Annotated in this window: 16 protein-coding genes; 6 read left to right on the top strand and 10 right to left on the bottom strand. The window is 70.0% G+C overall.

Translation table 11 applies throughout. The features are described 5' to 3' along the window. Window positions 1-174: 174 nt before the first annotated feature. On the bottom strand, window positions 175-3,093 hold the full coding sequence (gene uvrA / locus ACFPZI_RS12960; protein WP_381362480.1) for an excinuclease ABC subunit UvrA: 2,919 nt from the start codon (window positions 3,091-3,093) through the stop codon (window positions 175-177). Between the two features lie 222 nt (window positions 3,094-3,315). Here uvrA and ACFPZI_RS12955 point away from each other — a divergent pair, with 222 nt between their 5' ends. Together ACFPZI_RS12955 and ACFPZI_RS12950 are read left to right on the top strand one after the other, a co-directional pair. Then, window positions 3,316-4,005 (top strand): maleylpyruvate isomerase family mycothiol-dependent enzyme, encoded by a 690-nt coding sequence (locus ACFPZI_RS12955; RefSeq protein WP_381362478.1) that lies wholly within the window; start codon window positions 3,316-3,318, stop codon window positions 4,003-4,005. 10 nt (window positions 4,006-4,015) lie between these two features. Continuing rightward, a complete protein-coding gene (locus ACFPZI_RS12950) occupies window positions 4,016-4,672 on the top strand; it encodes an MBL fold metallo-hydrolase (protein ID WP_381362475.1) in 657 nt (218 codons plus the stop codon). A 77-nt stretch (window positions 4,673-4,749) separates the two neighbouring features. Here the strand turns inward: ACFPZI_RS12950 and aroQ are convergent, their stop codons facing one another. The 8 genes from aroQ to ACFPZI_RS12910 all read right to left on the bottom strand — a co-directional run bounded on the left by aroQ (window position 4,750) and on the right by ACFPZI_RS12910 (window position 14,296). Next, complete coding sequence (gene aroQ, locus ACFPZI_RS12945; protein ID WP_381362473.1) at window positions 4,750-5,223, bottom strand: type II 3-dehydroquinate dehydratase; 474 nt, start codon at window positions 5,221-5,223, stop codon at window positions 4,750-4,752. 234 nt (window positions 5,224-5,457) lie between these two features. Continuing rightward, window positions 5,458-6,570, bottom strand: coding sequence for a calcium:cation antiporter (locus tag ACFPZI_RS12940; protein WP_381362471.1), 1,113 nt, complete (start codon window positions 6,568-6,570; stop codon window positions 5,458-5,460). Beyond that, window positions 6,567-6,761 carry a hypothetical protein gene (locus ACFPZI_RS12935; RefSeq protein ID WP_381362468.1) on the bottom strand — a complete coding sequence of 65 codons (195 nt, stop codon included), beginning with the start codon at window positions 6,759-6,761 and terminating at the stop codon, window positions 6,567-6,569. The genes ACFPZI_RS12940 and ACFPZI_RS12935 overlap by 4 nt, the downstream gene beginning before the upstream one ends. A gap of 224 nt (window positions 6,762-6,985) precedes the next feature. Continuing rightward, complete coding sequence (locus ACFPZI_RS12930; RefSeq protein WP_381362465.1) at window positions 6,986-7,960, bottom strand: TerC family protein; 975 nt, start codon at window positions 7,958-7,960, stop codon at window positions 6,986-6,988. A gap of 331 nt (window positions 7,961-8,291) precedes the next feature. Beyond that, complete coding sequence (locus ACFPZI_RS12925) at window positions 8,292-10,301, bottom strand: TerD family protein (protein WP_381362462.1); 2,010 nt, start codon at window positions 10,299-10,301, stop codon at window positions 8,292-8,294. A gap of 204 nt (window positions 10,302-10,505) precedes the next feature. Continuing rightward, on the bottom strand, window positions 10,506-11,084 hold the full coding sequence (locus tag ACFPZI_RS12920; protein ID WP_381362459.1) for a TerD family protein: 579 nt from the start codon (window positions 11,082-11,084) through the stop codon (window positions 10,506-10,508). Window positions 11,085-11,244: 160 nt separating this feature from the next. Further along, window positions 11,245-13,383 carry an excinuclease ABC subunit UvrB gene (uvrB, locus tag ACFPZI_RS12915; protein WP_381362457.1) on the bottom strand — a complete coding sequence of 713 codons (2,139 nt, stop codon included), beginning with the start codon at window positions 13,381-13,383 and terminating at the stop codon, window positions 11,245-11,247. 40 nt (window positions 13,384-13,423) lie between these two features. Continuing rightward, window positions 13,424-14,296 (bottom strand): MHYT domain-containing protein, encoded by an 873-nt coding sequence (locus ACFPZI_RS12910; RefSeq protein ID WP_381362455.1) that lies wholly within the window; start codon window positions 14,294-14,296, stop codon window positions 13,424-13,426. 356 nt (window positions 14,297-14,652) lie between these two features. On the opposite strand from ACFPZI_RS12910, the gene ACFPZI_RS12905 reads away from it, so the two are divergent. Together ACFPZI_RS12905 and ACFPZI_RS12900 are read left to right on the top strand one after the other, a co-directional pair. After that, a complete protein-coding gene (locus ACFPZI_RS12905; protein ID WP_381362452.1) occupies window positions 14,653-15,525 on the top strand; it encodes a glycerophosphodiester phosphodiesterase in 873 nt (290 codons plus the stop codon). 114 nt (window positions 15,526-15,639) lie between these two features. After that, the gene (locus tag ACFPZI_RS12900) at window positions 15,640-16,194 is read left to right on the top strand and encodes a methylated-DNA--[protein]-cysteine S-methyltransferase (protein WP_381362449.1); all 555 of its coding nucleotides are present in this window, start codon (window positions 15,640-15,642) and stop codon (window positions 16,192-16,194) included. A gap of 8 nt (window positions 16,195-16,202) precedes the next feature. Here the strand turns inward: ACFPZI_RS12900 and ACFPZI_RS12895 are convergent, their stop codons facing one another. Further along, window positions 16,203-16,631, bottom strand: coding sequence for a VOC family protein (locus tag ACFPZI_RS12895; protein ID WP_381362446.1), 429 nt, complete (start codon window positions 16,629-16,631; stop codon window positions 16,203-16,205). A 353-nt stretch (window positions 16,632-16,984) separates the two neighbouring features. Here ACFPZI_RS12895 and ACFPZI_RS12890 point away from each other — a divergent pair, with 353 nt between their 5' ends. Both ACFPZI_RS12890 and ACFPZI_RS12885 read left to right on the top strand, forming a co-directional pair. Beyond that, window positions 16,985-17,893: a pseudouridine-5'-phosphate glycosidase gene (locus ACFPZI_RS12890; protein ID WP_381362444.1), complete on the top strand. Its 909-nt coding sequence runs from the start codon at window positions 16,985-16,987 to the stop codon at window positions 17,891-17,893. Window positions 17,894-18,010: 117 nt separating this feature from the next. Continuing rightward, on the top strand, window positions 18,011-18,901 hold the full coding sequence (locus ACFPZI_RS12885; RefSeq protein WP_381362940.1) for a carbohydrate kinase family protein: 891 nt from the start codon (window positions 18,011-18,013) through the stop codon (window positions 18,899-18,901). Window positions 18,902-18,977 lie beyond the last annotated feature (76 nt).

Here is an 18,977-nt window from a genome sequence, read left to right as displayed (position 1 = left end):
CGTACCGCTCGGCTCAGGTGAGGACGCGCCGAGGGGCGTGCCCCACGAGCAGTGTTTCCTCGTGGGGCACGTGACCCCGTCCCGACGTCGACGTCAGCCCTACAGCAGGCTCGCTGAGTCCCCGCCGACGCGGGGGTGTTCCCGGCCTCAGCCGCCTGCCCCTACCGCCTGCCCCTACCGCTTGGCCACCGTCTTCCGACGGACGGTCTTCTTCGCCGGCGCCTTCGTCGAACGCACGGCGTCGCTGATCTTCTCCGGTCCCAGGACTTCCTGCAGGAACTTGCCGGTGTGGCTGGCCGGGGCCGCGGCAATCTGCTCGGGCGTGCCCTCCGCGACGACCAGGCCGCCACCGGAACCGCCCTCCGGGCCCATGTCGACGACCCAGTCGGCGGTCTTGATCACGTCGAGGTTGTGCTCGATGACGATGACCGTGTTGCCCTTGTCGACCAGGCCGGACAGGACGGTCAGCAGCTTGCTGATGTCCTCGAAGTGCAGGCCGGTGGTCGGCTCGTCCAGGACGTAGACCGTGCGGCCGGTGGAGCGCCGCTGCAGCTCGCTCGCGAGCTTCACCCGCTGGGCCTCGCCGCCCGACAGGGTGGTGGCCGCCTGACCGAGCCGGACGTACCCCAGGCCGACATCGTGGAGCGTCTTCATGTGGCGGGAGATCGCCGGGACGGCCTCGAAGAAGTGCATGGCCTCCTCGATCGGCATGTTCAGGACCTCGGCGACGGACTTGCCCTTGTAGTGGACCTCCAAGGTCTCCCGGTTGTAGCGGGCGCCGTGGCAGACCTCGCACGGGACGTACACGTCCGGGAGGAAGTTCATCTCGATCTTGATGGTGCCGTCGCCCGCGCAGTTCTCGCAGCGGCCGCCCTTGACGTTGAAGGAGAAGCGGCCGGGCAGGTAGCCGCGGACCTTCGCCTCGGCCGTCTCGGCGAACAACTTGCGGACGTGGTCGAAGACACCGGTGTACGTCGCCGGGTTGGAGCGCGGGGTGCGGCCGATGGGCGACTGGTCGACATGCACCACCTTGTCGACCAGGTCGTCGCCGTCCACGCGTGTGTGCCGGCCGGGGACGCTGCGGGCGCCGTTCAGCTCGCGGGCCAGGTGGGTGTACAGGATGTCGTTGACCAGCGTGGACTTGCCGGAGCCGGAGACGCCTGTGACCGCGGTGAACACGCCGAGGGGGAAGGACACCTCGATGTCTTGCAGGTTGTTCTCACGGGCGCCGTGCACCGTGAGGAGGCGCGACGGGTCGAGCGGGCGGCGGATCTCCGGCAGCGGGATGGCCTTCCGGCCGGACAGGTACTGGCCGGTCTGCGACTCGGTGTTCTCGAGCAGCTCCTTCAGGGCTCCGCTGTGCACGACCTTGCCGCCGTGCTCACCGGCGCCCGGACCGATGTCGACGATCCAGTCGGCGACCTTGATGGTGTCCTCGTCGTGCTCGACGACGATGAGCGTGTTGCCCATGTCGCGGAGTCTGATCAGGGTCTCGATCAGCCGGTGGTTGTCGCGCTGGTGCAGACCGATGGACGGCTCGTCGAGGACGTAGAGGACGCCGACGAGGCCGGAGCCGATCTGGGTGGCCAGGCGGATGCGCTGGGCCTCGCCGCCGGAGAGGGTGCCCGCCGCGCGGTTCAGCGAGAGGTAGTCGAGGCCGACGTCGACCAGGAACCGCAGCCGCTCATTGACCTCCTTCAGCACGCGCTCGGCGATCTTCTTGTCGCGGGCGGAGAGCTTCATCGCGCCCAGGAAGTCCGCGCACTCGCTGATGGACATGGCCGAGACCTCGGCGATCGACTTCCCCATGACCGTGACGGCGAGAATGATCGGCTTGAGGCGGGTGCCTTCGCACGAGGGGCAGGCGACCTCGCGCATGTAGCCCTCGAAGCGCTCGCGGCTGGCATCGCTCTCGGCCTCGCTGTGCCGGCGCTTGACGAAGGGGAGGGCGCCCTCGAAGGCCGTCGTGTACCGGCGCTCGCGGCCGTACCGGTTGCGGTAGCGGACCTCGACCTGGGTCTTGTGGCCGTGCAGCAGGGCCTTTTTGGCGCGCTGCGGCAGGCCGGCGAAGGGGATGTCCGTGCGGAAGCCCAGCGCGTCGGCGAGGGCGCCGATCAGCCGGGCGAAGTAGTCCTTGGTGTGGCCGTGCGACCAGGGGTGGATGGCACCCTCGTCGAGACTCTTGTCCGGGTCGGGGACGATCAGCTCCGGGTCGACCTCCATGCGCGTGCCGATGCCGGAGCATTCGGGGCAGGCGCCGAAGGGCGAGTTGAAGGAGAAGGAGCGGGGCTCCAGCTCCTCGAAGGACAGGTCGTCGTACGGGCAGTACAGGTGCTCGGAGAACATGCGCTCGCGCTCGGGGTCGCCCTCGGGGAGGTCGACGAAGTCGAGCACGACCATGCCTCCGGACAGGCCGAGCGCGGTCTCGACGGAGTCGGTGAGGCGGCGCTTGGCGCTTTCCTTCACGGTGAGGCGGTCGACGACCACCTCGATGGTGTGCTTCTCCTGCTTCTTCAGCGTGGGCGGGGTGGCGAGCTGGACGGTCTCGCCGTCCACCCGCGCGCGGGAGTAGCCCTTGGTCTGGAGGTCGGCGAAGAGGTCGACGAACTCGCCCTTGCGCTCCCGCACCAGCGGCGACAGCACCTGGAAGCGGCTGCCCTCCGACAGCTCCAGCACCCGGTCGACGATGGCCTGCGGCGACTGACGCGAGATGGGCCGGGAGCACTGGGGGCAGTGCGGCTTGCCGATGCGCGCGAAGAGCAGTCGCAGGTAGTCGTAGACCTCGGTGATGGTGCCCACGGTGGAGCGCGGGTTGCGCGAGGTCGACTTCTGGTCGATGGAGACCGCCGGGGACAGTCCCTCGATGAAGTCGACGTCCGGCTTGTCCATCTGGCCGAGGAACTGCCGGGCGTACGAGGAGAGCGACTCCACGTAGCGCCGCTGTCCTTCGGCGAAGATCGTGTCGAAGGCCAGCGAGGACTTGCCCGACCCCGACAGGCCCGTAAAGACGATGAGCGAGTCGCGCGGGAGGTCGAGCGAGACGTTCTTGAGGTTGTGCTCGCGCGCTCCACGGACGATGAGACGGTCGGCCACGCGGGTCCGCACCTTTCTGAGAGAAGTGACAGGGGCGGGGCCCCCGTGTCTTTCCACACTAGGGCGAGCCACTGACAACGCCGGTCGGATTCACGGGTTGACAACAATCCCCGGCTCTCCAGCATGCCCGACGCCACGTCCGAACTTATAGCACGTGCATTCGATTCACGGCCTTCCTTCACCACCTTCACCCGAAGGTGTGGCGGGACTAGGGTCGGCACCATGATTGATCACACTCATGACCTGGCGTCCGTACACGCAGCGACCGAACGGCTGCTCCGCGCGGTCGCTGCACTGGACAACGCCGCTGTGACGCAGCCGTCACGGCTTCCGGGCTGGACCCGTGGACATGTGCTGGCCCACATCGCGCGCAACGCGGACGCCTTGGTGAACGCCCTGGAGGGGCGTCCGATGTACGTCTCCGGCGCCACCCGGGAGGCCGACATCGAGCGGGACGCCCCGCGCCCCCTCGACGTCCAGCTCGCGGACCTGCGGGAGACGGCAGCCCGCTTCCAGCGGGTGGGCGCGGCACCGGCGGACTGGTCGCGCACGGTGGAGCTGCGCAACGGGGTCACCGACCGGGCGGAGCGGTTGCCCTTCCGGCGCTGGGTCGAGGTGGAACTGCACCACGTGGACCTCGGCATCGGCTACGAGCCGGAGGATCTGCCGGAGGATTTCACCGAGCGGGAGATCCGCTTCCTGAGGGCGCGGTTCGACGGCCACCAGGACGTGCCCACGACGCGGCTGACCACGAGTGACGGCCGGACCTGGACCACCGGCGGCGGCGCGCCGGGCGGCCCGGTCGAGGTCGAGGGTCCGGCCGCCGACCTGCTCGGCTGGCTCTCCGGACGCCGCGGTGGCTCCGGACTGACGGTGAAGCTCGGCACCCTGCCGACCCTTCCCCCGCTATAGGCTGGCCGCCATGACGTACAGCGGGCGTGTGACGGTCGGCGGATCGGCCGACGTGCACGAACTCAAAGACCTGATGATCACCAAGGTCGCCGTCGGGCCCATGGACAACAACGCCTATCTGCTGCGCTGCCGGGCCACCGACGAGCAGCTGCTGATCGACGCGGCCAACGACGCGGACACCCTGCTGGGCACGATCGGTGACGACGGCATCGCGTCCGTCGTCACCACGCACCGGCACGGCGACCACTGGCAGGCGCTCGCCCAGGTGGTGACGGCCACCGGTGCCCGCACCCACGCGGGCCGGGACGACGCCGAGGGCATCCCGGTGCCGACGGACGTCCTGGTCGACGACGGCGACACGATCCGGGTGGGGCGGGTGGAACTCACCGCGCGCCATCTCGTCGGCCACACACCCGGCTCGATCGCCCTCGTCTACGACGATCCGCACGGGCATCCCCATGTGTTCACCGGGGACTGCCTGTTCCCGGGCGGTGTGGGCAACACCCACAAGGACCCGGAGGCATTCGCCGCCCTGATCCACGACGTCGAGACGAAGATCTTCGACGTGCTCCCCGACGAGACCTGGGTCTACCCCGGGCACGGCAACGACACCACGCTGGGCGCGGAGCGCCCGCAGCTGCCCCGGTGGCGCGCGCGGGGCTGGTGAGCGGCGGCCGGATGTCCCGGCACAGGCGCCGGCCCGGGCGGGCCCCGCCCTCCAGGGCGGATTCCAGGGGGCGGGACTTACGCCCGTGCCCGTCCGGTGCCGGCCAGCGCCGCGATCCGCTCCACCGCGAACACGTACCCCTGCACCCCGCATCCCGCGATGACCCCGTCGGCCCGCAGCGAGACGTAGGAGTGGTGCCGGAAGGACTCCCGCCGGTGGATGTTGGAGATGTGGACCTCCACCACGGGCAGGCCGTCGCAGGTGTTGAGGGCGTCCAGGATGGCGACGGAGGTGTGCGAGTAGGCGCCGGGGTTGATCACGATGCCGCAGTGGTTCAGCCTCGCCTCGTGGATCCAGTCCACCAGCTCGCCCTCGTGATTGGACTGCCGCAGGTCCACCGCGCCTCCGTGCGCGCCTGCCGCCTCGACGCACAGCGCCTCCACGTCGGCGAGCGTCTCGGAGCCGTAGATCTCCGGCTGACGCTGCCCGAGCAGGTTCAGATTGGGGCCGTTGAGAATCATGATCGGGGCATCGGCCAGGCTGTGGTGCACAGTTCCTCCGGTCCGTTCGGAAAAGGTCGGGAAGAGTCGGAAAGACGTCGCAAAGAGGATGAAGCGGGTTTGCTGCAGCCGTCACCGGGACGCCGCTCGGACCGGTCTATCACGATCCCGCGGGCGGTTGCCCCGGGCCCGGTGTGCCAACGGAACCGCCTCCGGGTGGTGGTGCGCCGGCACGTGGGTCTGCGCCTGACACGCCCCGCCCGGAGGCGGTTTCCGGAGTCGGCCCTACGGGTTGATCGCCAGTTCGAGATAGGCCGCGAGGATCACCAGGTGCACCCCGCCCTGGAGCGGTGTGGCCCGGCCGGGGCGAACGGTCAGGGCGCCGACCACCACCGTCAGGGTGAGCAGCACCATATGGGTGTTGCCAAGGCCCAGGACGAGCGGGCCGGAGAGCCAGAGGGAGGCTATCGCGACCGCGGGGATGGTCAGGCCGATGCTGGCCATCGCTGAGCCAAGCGCGAGATTCACACTGGTCTGCACCCGGTTGCGCTGCGCCGCGCGCACTGCGGCGATGGTCTCGGGAAGCAGAACCAGCAGCGCGATGATCACACCGACGACGGCGTGGGGCAGGCCGGCCGACTTGACACCGGACTCGATGGCGGGCGAAACGCCTTTGGCCAGGCCGACCACCCCGACCAGGGCCAGGCCGAGCAGCCCGAGGCTGATCATGGCGGTGCGGGTGGAGGGCGCGTCCGCGTGGTCGTCCTCCGGGTCCACGACCGGCTTGGGCCTGCCGGGCTTGACCACGGGCAGGAAGTAGTCACGATGCCGGACGGTCTGTGTCGTGACGAACAAGCCGTAGAGGATCAGCGAGGTGACCGCGGCGAAGGTGAGCTGCACCCCGGAGAATTCCGGGCCCGGCTTGCTGGTGGTGAACGTCGGCAGCACCAGGGTGAGGCCCGCCAGCGTGGCCACCGTGGCGAGCGCCGCGCCGGCGCCTTCCGGATTGAAGGTGGCCGTGCCGTGACGCAGCGAGCCGACCAGCAGACTCAGGCCGAGGATGCCGTTACAGGTGATCATCACGGCCGCGAAAACGGTGTCCCTGGCCAGGGACGCGGTATCGGGCCCGCCGTCGATCATCAGGGTGACGATCAGCGCGACCTCGATGATCGTGACGGCGACCGCGAGGACCAGTGAGCCGAAGGGTTCACCGACCCGGTGGGCCACCACCTCCGCATGGTGCACCGCGGCCAGCACGGCTGCCGCCAGTACCACGACCGCCACGGCGATGAGCGCGCCGGACAGCTTGCTTCCCCAGGTCAGAGCCAGGAGAACCACCGCGAGCACGGGCACGAGGATCGTCCACCGCTCGCCGATCGTTCTGATCCAACCGATCATGCGCGGCTCTCAGACGGGAAGGAACCCTGGCCTTCGGTCACTCGACGCCCTGTGGACTCACTTGTCATACCGATCGCTTTCACATCCACGCCATCACCAGATACCAGTTCGTGCGAGCGGTCCCGCCGATGTCCGGCGACCCCGATTCCTTGCATGATCCTTGTCGTTCCGAGGTTGTCGTTGTCGCGCATGATCTCCTCTACTGGCTGGAGGGACGGTCCTCGACGGACGGCAGTGAGCGTGACCGACATCCCTTCCGCCGGTTGTTGTGTTGTGCTCCGGCACGAGACAGGCAGATGCCGGGAGCGGTGCGCGACTCCGCGTCGCGTCCGCTCCCGGGCATTGCCTGTCCGTTTCCGGACGGACGGGTCAGACGTCGGACGGGTCAGACGTCGATGCTGTCCTTGTCGGCGCCTTAGCCCCGGCCCGCCTCGGCCTGGTCCTTCAGCGCCTGCTTCTTGGAGGCCCTGAGGCTGGTGATCGTGGTGACGATGAGGACGCCGCAGATCACGCCCAGCGACACCGGGATGCTGATCTCCGGAACAGGAACGCCGGACTCGTGCAGTGCGTGCAGCACCAGCTTCACACCGATGAAGCCGAGAACGATCGACAGGCCGTAGGACAGGTGGACCAGCTTGCTGAGCAGGCCACCGATGAGGAAGTACAGCTGCCGCAGGCCCATCAGGGCGAACGCGTTCGCCGTGAACACGATGTACGGGTCCTGGGTCAGGCCGAAGATCGCGGGAATCGAGTCGAGTGCGAAGAGCACGTCCGTGGTGCCGATGGCGAGCATCACGACCAGCATCGGGGTCATGACCCGCTTGCCGTTCTGCTCGATCCACAGCTTGGTGCCGTGGTACCGGTCGGCCACACCGAACCTGCGCTCGGCGGCCTTGAGGAGCTTGTTCTCCTCGAACCCCTCTTCCTCCTCGTCGGACCGGGCCTCCTGGATGAGCTTCCAGGCCGTGTAGATCAGGAAGGCGCCGAAGATGTAGAAGACCCACGAGAAGTTGGCGATGATCGCGGCGCCCGCGGCGATGAAGACGGTCCGTAGCACCAGGGCGATGAGCACACCGACGAGGAGCACCCGCTGCTGGTACTGCGACGGCACCGCGAACTTCGTCATGATCAGGACGAAGACGAACAGGTTGTCGACGCTCAGCGATTTCTCGGTGATGTAGCCGGCGAAGAACTCACCTGCGGGTTGTCCCCCTCCGAAGACCAGCAGACCGAGTCCGAAGAGCACGGCCAGAACGACCCAGACGATGGTCCAGATCCCGGCTTCCTTGATGGAAACGTCGTGCGGCTTGCGCCCGATGAAGAAGTCGATGGAGATGAGGGCGACAAGGCCCAGGACAGTAAGGACCCATAGGGTCGAGGTAACTTCCACTGCGCCTCCGGCAGATACGTCTCACGGAAAATGTCAGCGTCATCGCTGCCGGAGGTCTCTTCCACCCCGGCCCCCCGGTGCTCGACAGCACCCGAGAAAGACCGATGGGCCGACGCCCCGGGATCAGGAATGATCCGTATTGACGAGGTCGCCGCACAGACAGGGAGTACTCCCCTCCGTGTGCAAAACTTTACCTCCATCACCAAGGTTTGGTAAAGAGCGAGGTAAAAGAAATCCCAAAGCGCCAGGTGGGAGGCGGTCGTACGAGGACATGGTCCAGGAGGTGGGACGCCACCGCGGCGTTTACGGACGCACGGTCACGGGTTCCGGGTCAGGGGCGCCATGCCCGGCGGGCCTCGGCGATCCGGGTGAGCACCTGCTGGAGGACCTGGCTGCCTGGGGGCACGAGTGGGGGCTCGTACGTCCAGGCGTGTCCGACCCACGGGTCGGCCAGATGGCTGTCGGCCACCGGGGTCAGCCGCAGCAGGGAACGCCACAGGGGGTCGAGCAGCGGACCGTATCCGGCGGACTCCTCGCGGTCGGCGACCATCATCAGGTGGACGCCGACGGACGGGCCCTCGTCGGCGAGGTAGCGCAGCTGGTTCACGGCACGGTCGTCGAAACCGTGCGGGAAGTCGTTGACGATCAGCAGTTGCTGGGAGGTGTCGAAGCCGGGCGGCAGCGCGTCGGCGGCTCCGCCGCTCAGCGCCATCTGCACCAGGTCGACCCGCTGGGTGAGCCGGCCCAGGACATCCGCGACGCCCGCGGCGCCCTGGGCGGGCGGGGCCGCCAGCACACCGCTCCGCGTCAGCGGTACCAGCGACTGCGCGCCCGATCCGGCCGGGTCGACGACGTGCACGGTGAACTCGCCCGCCGGGTAGACGGCGAGCAGGCGTGCCGCGTGTGTCACCGCCGTCTCCATCGCGAGGCGCCGCATGTCATGGGCATCGGTGAACGACTCGTCCAGGGCGTCGGTGCGGCCGCTGTCGATCCACAGGCCGCGCTCCAGCGGCAGCCGGAGCAGCATGGGGATGCGGATCCGGTCGGCCTCGGGCAGCCGGAGGTCACCCAGCCGCAGCGCCATGGGAATCTCCATCGGCACCCGGTAGGCGTGCCAGACGGGGTTGTCCCAGCGGGCGTACGCCGGGGGCAGGGCGGGTTCGACGACCTCGGCCTCGGCGACGAGCTGGGCGAGGTCACGGTCGAAGGCCTCCCTCGCCCGGTCGACGAGCTGGGCCTGCCGGGCCCTGGCCGCCTCGCGCGCGGCGTCGCTCTGGCCGCCGATCCGGCCGCGCGGGTCGGACAGGACCTGCTCCAGCTCCTTGTCCATGCGGGACTCGGCGAAGTCGACGGCACTGCGGTAGGCGGCGGTGGTGCGGGCCAGGTCCTCGAACATGCCCCAGACCTGGTTGTAGAGCCGCTCCTCCATGGACCAGCCGGTCGCGTCGCCCGCGACGGGCTGCGCGGGCTGTCCCGGCGGGGCCGGGGGCGCGGTCGGCGGGGGAGGCGGCGGGGCGGCATTCTGCCGGCGGGGGTGGCTGTAGTCGATCGGGCCGCCGGCCGCCGCCGCGGACGGATCCGCGACTCCCCCGGGGTGCGCCGGCTGCGGTCCGCCCTGGCCCGGCGATCCGGCCGGCTGACCGCCGTACGTGGGCGGCACGGGGCCGGGGGCACCCTGGGGTGCGGTGCCGGCGCTCTGGTCGGGGTGACGGGCCGGGGTGGCCGTCCGGCGAGAACGGTCGCTTTCGGAGGGGCGGGCCGGTGGCGCCTGCACGGAGCGGGCGAGGCCCCGGGTGACCGCTTCCTCGATGTGGCCCGCGAGCTGCTGCGCCTGGGGCAGTGCCTGGTCGGTGAACAGTTCGGCCAGGCCGCCGGCGTACCCCTGGCCGACCGCGCGCACCTTCCAGGCTCCCTGGCGCCGGTAGAGCTCCAGGGCGATGACGGCCGTTTCGGCTTCCAGACCGGTGATGGTGTAGCTGGCCACTTCGGTGCCGTCCAGCCCGGTGACCGCGACGAAGGGTGCGGCGACGGCGCCGAAGCGGGTGGGGCCCTGGCCGCCGGCGAGGGCCGGCAGGGCGAGCAGCACGCTGACGCGGTGGATCGCGTCGGCCAGGGCGTCCAGGTCGACCGCGAGCCGGTGGTCGGCCGAGGCCTGCCGCGACACCTCCAGGCCGGGCTGGATGGGCGCGCCCGGGTGGGCCACCCACTCCACCCCGTGGATCCTGCCGTCCTCGTCGCCGAGCGCGGCCACGGTCACGACCGGTGTGCCGGCCGAGACCCGGATCTCGAGACGGGACTGGGAGAGGGGGTGGTTCTGTCCCCGCACCAGCTCAGCCGTCATCGCCCTCGTCCCCCTGTGTCGCGTGCTTCGCGTGTGTCGCTCGTGTTCTGTCGTGTGTGACGCGCCGCTGGTGACGTGCCGCTCGCTGCGTCACATGTGAGGGTCCGGGCGCCGCTCACCGGCCCCGACGGGGCCGGCCGGCGCTTCGGGTACTGCGGGTGCTTCGGGTACTGCGGGTGCTCGACCGGGTGCCGCTGCGGATGCTCAGAGCACCGGCAGGATCGCCGGCATGAGGTCCTGGAAGGTGCGGCCGTTGGCCGGGTCGCCGAGGGCCGTCATCCTCCAGCCCGTGCCCGAGCGGTGCACCTTCGCCATGAGCTGGGCCGTGTAGGCACCGCCGCCGGCCAGCGTGTAGCGGGCGAGCTCCTGCCCGTTGGTCTCGTCGACGAGACGGCAGAACGCGTTCTGCACCTCCTGGAAGGTCTGGCCCGTGAAGGAGTTCACGGTGAAGACGATCTGGTCGATGTGGACCGGGACGCGGGACAGGTCGACGAGGATGGCCTCGTCGTCGCCGCCCTGGCCGACGCCGCCGACGAGGTTGTCGCCGGTGTGGCGCACGGAGCCGTCGTCGCTCACCAGGTGGCGGAAGAAGACGACGTCGACCGGCTGCTTGTCCGCGAACAGGACGGCGGAGGCGTCCAGGTCGATCTCCCGGGTACGCGAGCCGAACAGGCCGCGGCGGGGGGCCGCCTGCCAGCCGAGACCCATACGGACCGCGGTCAGGCTGCCGCCGTCGTTCTTCTGCAGACTGATGGCCTGACCCTTGGTCATGTTGACGGTCACGCGCTGATTCCCCTCTCGGACTTTCCCCTGTTGCCGCGAAACCGCGGATGCCCAGAACCCTACGCAGGAGCACCGACGGTGACGCACCCCGGTTCGCACTTTGTGTCGGTCTTGCAACACAGCCCGTGCCGGACGGGCGCCGGGCCGGAACACGGCGCCGTCAGGACAGACCCACCTCCCGCATCTGCCGCAACTCCTTCTTCATCTCGGAGACCTCGTCGCGCAGCCGGGCCGCGATCTCGAACTGGAGGTCCGCGGCGGCGACCCGCATCCGCGCGGTGAGTTCCTCGATCTGCTCGGCGAGCTCCGCCGCGGGCCGATCGGTGGGCACCGGCTCGGCGCCCTTGGCCCTGCCCTTCCCTCCCTTGGCCGCCTTGGTACCGAGTGCGGGCACGGGGGCCTTGGCCCCGCCGCCGTCCTTCTTGGCCTGGCGGTAGCCGGAGCTCAGCAGCTGCTCGGTGTCGATGTCCTCGCGAGCGATCCGGGAGACGATGTCGTTGATCTTCTTGCGGAGCGGCTGGGGGTCGATGCCCTTCGCCCGGTTGTAGGCGACCTGCTTCTCCCGGCGGCGGTTGGTCTCGTCGATGGCCTTCTCCATCGCCGGGGTGATCTTGTCCGCGTACATGTGGACCTGGCCGGAGACATTGCGCGCGGCACGGCCGATGGTCTGGATCAGGGAGGTGCCGGAGCGCAGGAAGCCCTCCTTGTCGGCGTCGAGGATCGCGACCAGGGACACCTCGGGCAGGTCGAGTCCCTCACGCAGCAGGTTGATGCCGACGAGGACGTCGTACTCGCCGCTGCGCAGCTCCCGGAGCAGTTCGACGCGGCGCAGGGTGTCGACGTCACTGTGGAGGTAGCGCACCTGGATGCCGAGTTCGAGGAAGTAGTCGGTGAGGTCCTCGGCCATCTTCTTGGTGAGCGTGGTCACCAGGACGCGCTCGTCCTTCTCGACGCGCGAGCGGATCTCGTGCACCAGGTCGTCGATCTGGCCCTCGGTGGGCTTGACGACGACCTCGGGGTCGACCAGGCCGGTGGGACGGATGATCTGCTCGACGACGCCGTCCGAGCGGGAGAGCTCGTACTGGCCGGGGGTGGCCGACAGATACACGGCCTGGTCGATGCGCTCCTGGAACTCCTCCCACTTCAGTGGGCGGTTGTCCAGGGCGGAGGGGAGCCGGAAGCCGTGGTCGACGAGGGTGCGCTTGCGGGAGGCGTCGCCCTCGTACATGGCGCCGATCTGCGGCACGGTGACGTGCGACTCGTCGATGACGAGGAGGAAGTCCTCCGGGAAGTAGTCCATCAGGGTGTTCGGCGGGGAGCCGGGCAGGCGGCCGTCGAAGTGCATCGAGTAGTTCTCGACGCCGGAGCAGCTGCCGATCTGGCGGAGCATCTCGAGGTCGTAGGTGGTGCGCATCCGCAAACGCTGGGCCTCCAGGAGCTTGCCCTGCTTCTCCAGTTCGGCGAGGCGCCCGGTGAGCTCCTTCTCGATGTCGTTGACCGCCCGCTCCATGCGTTCGGGGCCGGCGACGTAGTGGGAGGCCGGGAAGACGTACAGCTGCTGGTCGTCGCTGATGATCTCGCCGGTGACCGGGTGGAGCGTGGAGAGCGCCTCGATCTCGTCGCCGAACATCTCGATGCGGACGGCGAGCTCCTCGTAGACCGGGAAGATCTCGATGGTGTCGCCGCGGACGCGGAAGGTGCCCCGGGTGAAGGCCAGGTCGTTGCGCGTGTACTGGATGTCCACGAAGCGGCGCAGCAGCTCGTCCCGGTCGAATTCCTCGCCGACGCGCAGCGGCACCATGCGGTCCACGTACTCCTGCGGGGTACCGAGGCCGTAGATGCAGGAGACGGAGGCGACCACGACGACGTCGCGGCGGGTGAGCAGGGAGTTGGTCGCGGAGTGACGCAGCCGCTCGACCTCTTCGTTGACCGAGGAGTCCTTCTCGATGTAGGTGTCCGACTGCGGGACGTACGCCTCGGGCTGGTAGTAGTCGTAGTACGAGACGAAGTATTCGACCGCGTTGTTCGGCAGCAGCTCGCGGAACTCGTTGGCCAGCTGGGCGGCCAGAGTCTTGTTCGGCGCCATGACCAGGGTGGGGCGCTGGAGCTTCTCGATCATCCACGCGGTGGTGGCGGACTTGCCGGTGCCGGTCGCGCCCAGGAGGACGACGTCCTTCTCACCGGCTTCGATGCGCCGGGCAAGGTCGGCGATGGCCGCCGGCTGGTCGCCGCTGGGCTGGTAGGGGCTGACGACCTCGAAGGGCGCCACCGTGCGTTCGATCTGGGAAACGGGCCGCATGTCACCCACCGTACGACCCCCCACTGACAACGGGTCCCGGTCAGTGTTTCTGCGGGGTGCGGGTGCGGTGCTCGACGGGGCCACGGGCGCGCGGCCGCAGGCGTGTCGGGTGCGGCGGGGAGGAGCGGTGCCGGGGGTGGGCGGGGATGCCGGGCTTGTGCTCGACGGGTGCCGGGCCGGGCCGGCCCGTGACCATCAGCGGGTCGAAGATCACCACGATGCCGGCCAGGACCAGGAGGACGAGCGGGCCGAGCATCATGGGCGCGAGCAGGGCGGCCGCGGATTCTCCCGTGGTGGGGTCGGCCGTCCCGTGGACATGGACCTCCAGGGCGGCCATGCCGGTGTAGTGCATGCCGGTGACCGCGAGACCCATGACGACGCTCGCGCCCACGCTCCACAGGAAACCCTTGGCCTGCGCGGCCGCCCACAGGGCGGCGGTCGCGGCGGCCATGGCGATGGCGACGGACGCGGCGACAGTGAGGGTGTTGTACTCCAGCTGTCCGTCGAGGCTCATGCTGGCCATGCCCAGGTAGTGCATGGAGGCGATGCCGAGGCCGGTGATGGTGCCGCTGGTGAACAGGGCCGTTCCGGTGGCACCCCGGTAGCCGACGATGAAGATCCCGATACCCACCATGACTACGGCGACGGCCAGGCTGGCGAACGTCATCACGCGGTCGTAGTGGATCGGTGTGCTTTCGATCGTGAAGCCCATCATCGCGATGAAGTGCATCGTCCATATGCCGGATCCGATGGCCGCCGAGCCCAGGGCGAGCCAGCCGGGGCGCCACGACCCGGCCACGACGAGCGGCCGGGTGGCGCATCTCAGCCCCAGGGCGCCACCGAGGCAGGCCATGAGGAAGGCCACCATCGGTGTGACCAGACCGTAACCGAATCCGTCGACCGTGCTCTGCATGCGCGGCTGCCCTTCCCACCCTTTGCGTCCCGGAATTCCCGGTTGTAAACCCCCTCCCAGGACCGTGCCGGCGGTCAGGGTTGACGCAGAGAGTATGACCTCACCGGAATGGTCGAACGACCATCCGGCAAAAAAACACGTCCTCGCCCCACTTGTGCGGCACCAGTGTGCGCAGTTGGGACGGGCCTGTTCAAACCGTGGTCATCCTGCGCCCACCCCCCGTCAACTCTCTGCTGTCACAGTTGAACCGTCCGTGATGTTCCGACCGGACGATGATCCGACCGACGCCGACCGACCACCCGGCGATGATCCGCCTTCCCGCCGATGGCCCGACCCGCTCGACGCGAGGAGTACGCATGCACGCGCGCACCGTTGTCGCCTCGACCACCGCACTCCTGGGAACCGCCGCCCTCCTGCTGCCCCTCTCCCCCGCACGTGCCACCGGCGGTGACACGCTCCCCCTGGTCGTCGCCCACCGGGGTGCCTCCGGATACGCGCCCGAGAACACTCTCCCGGCCGCCGACAAAGCGGCGGAGCTCGGCGTCGACTGGGTGGAGAGCGACGTCCAGCGCACCAACGACGGCGAACTCGTCGTCCTGCACGACGACAGTCTGGCGCGCACCACTGACGTCGAGGAGGTCTTCCCCGGCCGGTCCCCCTGGAAGGTGAGGGACTTCACCGCCGCGGAGATCTCCCAGCTCGACGCGGGCAGCTGGTTCGGTCCCGCGTTCGCGGGCACGCGCGTGCCGACGCTGGAGCAGTTTGTCCAGCGGCTCGAGCGGCACGACCAGAAGCTGCTCCTGGAGATCAAGAGCCCTCAGCTGTACCCCGGCATCGAGGGCGAGACCCTGAAGGTCCTGAGCAACAAGGGGTGGCTCGACGGCGCGCATCTGAGGAACCGGCTGGTCGTGCAGAGCTTCAGCGCGGACAGCGTGCGGACGGTTCACGAGCTGAAGCCCGGGGTGAAGACCGGCTTCCTCGGTGCGCCTCCCGTGAAGGACCTGCCCGCGTACGCGGACTTCGTCGACCAGATCAACCCCTCGCACGCCTCTCTGTCCATCGGTTACGTCGCCGCCGTCCAGGGCTTCCGGGGACCTCACAGCAAGCCTCTGGAGGTCCTCACCTGGACGGTGGACGACGCGGCCGCGGCCCGGCGGGCCGCCGGGTTCGGGGTCGACGGGATCATCAGCAACAAGCCCGACGTGGTGCGGGACGCGGTGGGCGGCTGATCCCTCCTCGCCCCCTCATCCCCCTCGCCCCTTCATGTCCCTCGTACCTGATCGCCTCCGGCCCGTCGCTCTTCGCGTCCGGCGTTGTCAGTGGCGGGTCGTACGGTGGGGCGCATGGACAGCCATGGGCAGTACGAGCAGCGGGTCGTGTGGGCCGTCGTCAACACCGGCATCGGCCCGCTGCTGCTGGCCGCGACCCGTGAGGGCCTGGTCAACGTCGTGTTCCACGCCAGGGACGAGGTGCGCGACAGCGCATTGGAACGGCTGGCGTCCCGGCTCGGCACCGAGCCCGCCGAGGAGCCCGGCTCCCCGCTGCTCACCGAGGCGATACGCCAGGTCGAGGCGTACTTCGCGGGTGAGCGGCGCGATTTCGACCTGCCCCTGGACTGGTCGCTGATCTCCGGCTTCAACCGGGAGATCCTGAGCGAACTGGCCTCCGGCGTGCCGTACGGCACGGTCGTGGGGTACGGCGATCTGGCCGGCCGGGTCGGCCGGCCGGAAGGCGCCCAGGCCGTCGGCGCTGCGATGGGCGCGAATCCCCTGCCGGTGGTCGTGCCCTGTCACCGGGTCGTGGAGAGCGACGGCGGCCTCGGGGGGTTCGGGGGCGGGCTGGAGGCCAAGCGCCGGCTGCTCGCCCTGGAGGGCGTGCTGCCGGAGCCCTTGTTCTGACGCGTGGGTCAGTCGTAGTGCCGTGCCTCGAACACATTTCCGTCGGGGTCGCGGAAGTAGAAACTGCGCCTGGCGAGGCCGCGGGCGCCGAAGGAGTCGTGCGAGAGGTCCGTCATGGGTACGGACTGTTCCTCGAGGCGGCTGCGGAGAGCGGCGAAGTCGTCGGCGGGCAGCGACAGACAGACGTGGTTGACGGGGTGGCCGGAGGCTTCGGCGGCGCCGGGCAGCATCGTCATGCGTTCCGCCATGGCGAACGGCATGAGGTCGAGGATGGTCTCCTCGTTGACCCGTACCGAGGGGAAGGGCGCCTCGCCCGCGGAGAAGTCGGCGAGTCTGACCGGTTCCAGACCGACCGCCTTCTCGTAGAAGCCGGCGGCCGCGATCGGATCGCGTACCCAGAGGACGACGTGGTCGAGACGTGCTGTGTTCTCCGTCATGTGTCCCAGGCTCCGCGAGATCCGCGGCGGATCGCAAGGGCCTGTCCGGCGGATCGAGTCCGAGGAAACCGACGGTGCCTGGTCAACACGGGTGAGCCGGGTCTGGTGCGTGCAGTTGCAAGGCGGAGGAGGGAGTCGACGCGATGGGGGTCCCTCCCGCTCGAGCTCGGTCGAGCGGGAGGGACTCGGCGAGTGACGACAACGCGGCTGGGGGCACCCCCTGCTCGAAAAGCTGGGGGGAGTGCGTGCCGGACCCAGCGTCTCCGGCACGGTCCGCCGGACAGGCCCTGGGGGTTTGACCGGCCACCTGGCCCGCCAGGGATGAGGGAGGAACGACAGACGGGAGACGGCACGTGATCCTGACGGTGTCCGAAGAAGTACGGGAGGCGATCGCCGCCCGTCGGCCGGTGGTGGCCCTGGAGTCCACGATCATCGCGCACGGGCTGCCCCGGCCGCGCAATCTCCGGGTGGCGACGGAGCTGGAGGCGGTGGTGCGGCAGGAGGGCGCCGTTCCCGCCACGGTCGCCGTGCTGGACGGGCGGCCCCGGGTCGGCCTGGACAAGGAGCAGCTGGAGCGAGTGGCCCATGAGGACGGCGTCCGCAAGCTCGGCCATCGCGACCTGCCGCTCGCGGTGGCGTCCGGGGCGAGCGGTGCCACCACGGTGTCGGCCACCGCCCTGTTGGCCGCGCTCGCGGGCGTACGGGTGTTCGCGACCGGCGGACTCGGCGGGGTGCACCGCGAGTGGACGGTGACCCAGGACGAGTCGGCCGACCTCGGGCTGCTGGCGCGGACCAGGATCACGGTGGTGTGCGCGGGCGTGAAGTCGATCCTGGACGTGCCGGCAACGCTGCAGCGGCTGGAGACCCTGGGGGTCGCGGTCGCCGGGTACGGCACGGACCGCTTCCCCGGCTTCTATCTGTCGGACTCGGGGCACCCCGTGGACTGGCGGCTGGACGCGCCGGAGCAGGTGGCAGAGGTGATGCGGGCGCAGGACGCCCTCGGCGGGCCCGAGTCGGCGCTGATCGTGGCCAACCCCGTGCCCGCGAAGGAGCAGTTGGATCCCGGGCTGCACGCCCGTGTGCTCGACGAGGCGCTGCGGGCGTGCGAGGAGGAGGGCGTCACCGGTCAGGCGGTCACTCCGTTCCTGCTCGATCACCTGGTGCGGCACACCGACGGCGCCTCCCTCGCCGCCAACCTGGCGGCGGTCCGGGGCAACGTACGGCTGGCGGCCCGCATCGCGACGGCCTGGACCGGGGCGTGAGGTGGCGTGACGGCGGCAATCCCGGGTGACAGAGGCGGCAGCGCTGCCGGGGCGGGCCGTGCGGCGGGGGCGGCCGGCGCTCGCTCCGGCGGGGGTGCCCGTGCGCGGCCCGGTGCGCTGCTGGTCATCGGTGACGTCATCACCGATGTGGTCGCCCGGCATCGGGGGCCGCTCGCCCCGGGTACGGACACCGCGGCGGCGATCCGGACGGTGCCCGGCGGCGCGGGGGCCAATGTCGCCTGCTGGGCGGCATGCTGGGGCGACACGGAGGTGCGGCTGCTCGGGCGAGTGGGCGAGGACGCGGCGGCGTGGCACACCCGGGAGCTGGCCGCCTGCGGAGTACGTCCCCTGCTGGTGGTCGATCCACAGGCGCCGACCGGGACCGTGATCTGCCTGGTCGACGAGGGCGCGGCGGCCGAGCGGACCTTCCTCACCGACAGTGGCGCCTCACTGCGGCTCGAACCCGGTGACTGGTCGGACGCGCTGCTGGACGGGGTGGCCCGGCTGCATCTGTCGGGCTATCTGCTGTTCAGCGAACCGGGCCGGGCGTTCGTGGCGGTGGCTCTGAAGGCGGCACGAGTGCGTGGAGTGCCGGTGAGCCTGGATCCGGCGTCGGCCGGTTTCCTCACACAGCTGGGTGCCGACCGATTCCTGTCCCTCGTCGAGGACGTCGACATCCTGCTGCCCAGTCGTGACGAGGCATGCCTGCTCACGGGGTTGTCGGGGGCGGCCGACGCGGCGGCGCGGCTGAGCCGGCGGGTCCCGTTGGTCGTGGCCAAGCAGGGGGCCGAGGGCGCGCTGCTGGCCCGGTCCGGCCAGGTGTGCGCCCGCGTTCCCGCCGTAACGGCGACACCCCGGGACAGCACGGGCGCCGGCGACGCCTTCACGGGCGCTTTCCTCACCACCCTCATGGCGGGCGCCGATCCACGACACGCGGCGGCGGAGGGATGCAGGGCGGGTGCGCTGGCGGTGCGCCAGGCGGGAGGCCGCCCGCCACCACCGACCTGACGGCCTCGGCCGACGTCGCCGCCCGCCGCCGCCGCACGCCGCCGCACGCCGCCGCACGCCGCCGCACGGCACGGCG

Source organism: Streptomyces chlorus (assembly GCF_042655885.1).
GTDB lineage: Bacteria > Actinomycetota > Actinomycetes > Streptomycetales > Streptomycetaceae > Streptomyces > Streptomyces chlorus.
Note: the sequence above shows the minus strand (reverse complement) of the source record. Positions and strands in the feature narration are given on the sequence as shown.

What these genes read in the sequence shown, in the direction of transcription:
- ACFPZI_RS12955 (WP_381362478.1), top strand. Translation starts at nt 3,316, where the DNA reads ATGATTGATCACACTCATGACCTGGCGTCCGTACACGCAGCGACCGAA.
- ACFPZI_RS12925 (WP_381362462.1), bottom strand. Translation starts at nt 10,301, where the DNA reads ATGACGGCTGAGCTGGTGCGGGGACAGAACCACCCCCTCTCCCAGTCC.
- uvrB (WP_381362457.1), bottom strand. Translation starts at nt 13,383, where the DNA reads ATGCGGCCCGTTTCCCAGATCGAACGCACGGTGGCGCCCTTCGAGGTC.
- ACFPZI_RS12905 (WP_381362452.1), top strand. Translation starts at nt 14,653, where the DNA reads ATGCACGCGCGCACCGTTGTCGCCTCGACCACCGCACTCCTGGGAACC.
- ACFPZI_RS12910 (WP_381362455.1), bottom strand. Translation starts at nt 14,296, where the DNA reads ATGCAGAGCACGGTCGACGGATTCGGTTACGGTCTGGTCACACCGATG.
- ACFPZI_RS12935 (WP_381362468.1), bottom strand. Translation starts at nt 6,761, where the DNA reads ATGCGCGACAACGACAACCTCGGAACGACAAGGATCATGCAAGGAATC.
- ACFPZI_RS12895 (WP_381362446.1), bottom strand. Translation starts at nt 16,631, where the DNA reads ATGACGGAGAACACAGCACGTCTCGACCACGTCGTCCTCTGGGTACGC.
- ACFPZI_RS12950 (WP_381362475.1), top strand. Translation starts at nt 4,016, where the DNA reads ATGACGTACAGCGGGCGTGTGACGGTCGGCGGATCGGCCGACGTGCAC.
- ACFPZI_RS12900 (WP_381362449.1), top strand. Translation starts at nt 15,640, where the DNA reads ATGGACAGCCATGGGCAGTACGAGCAGCGGGTCGTGTGGGCCGTCGTC.
- ACFPZI_RS12940 (WP_381362471.1), bottom strand. Translation starts at nt 6,570, where the DNA reads ATGATCGGTTGGATCAGAACGATCGGCGAGCGGTGGACGATCCTCGTG.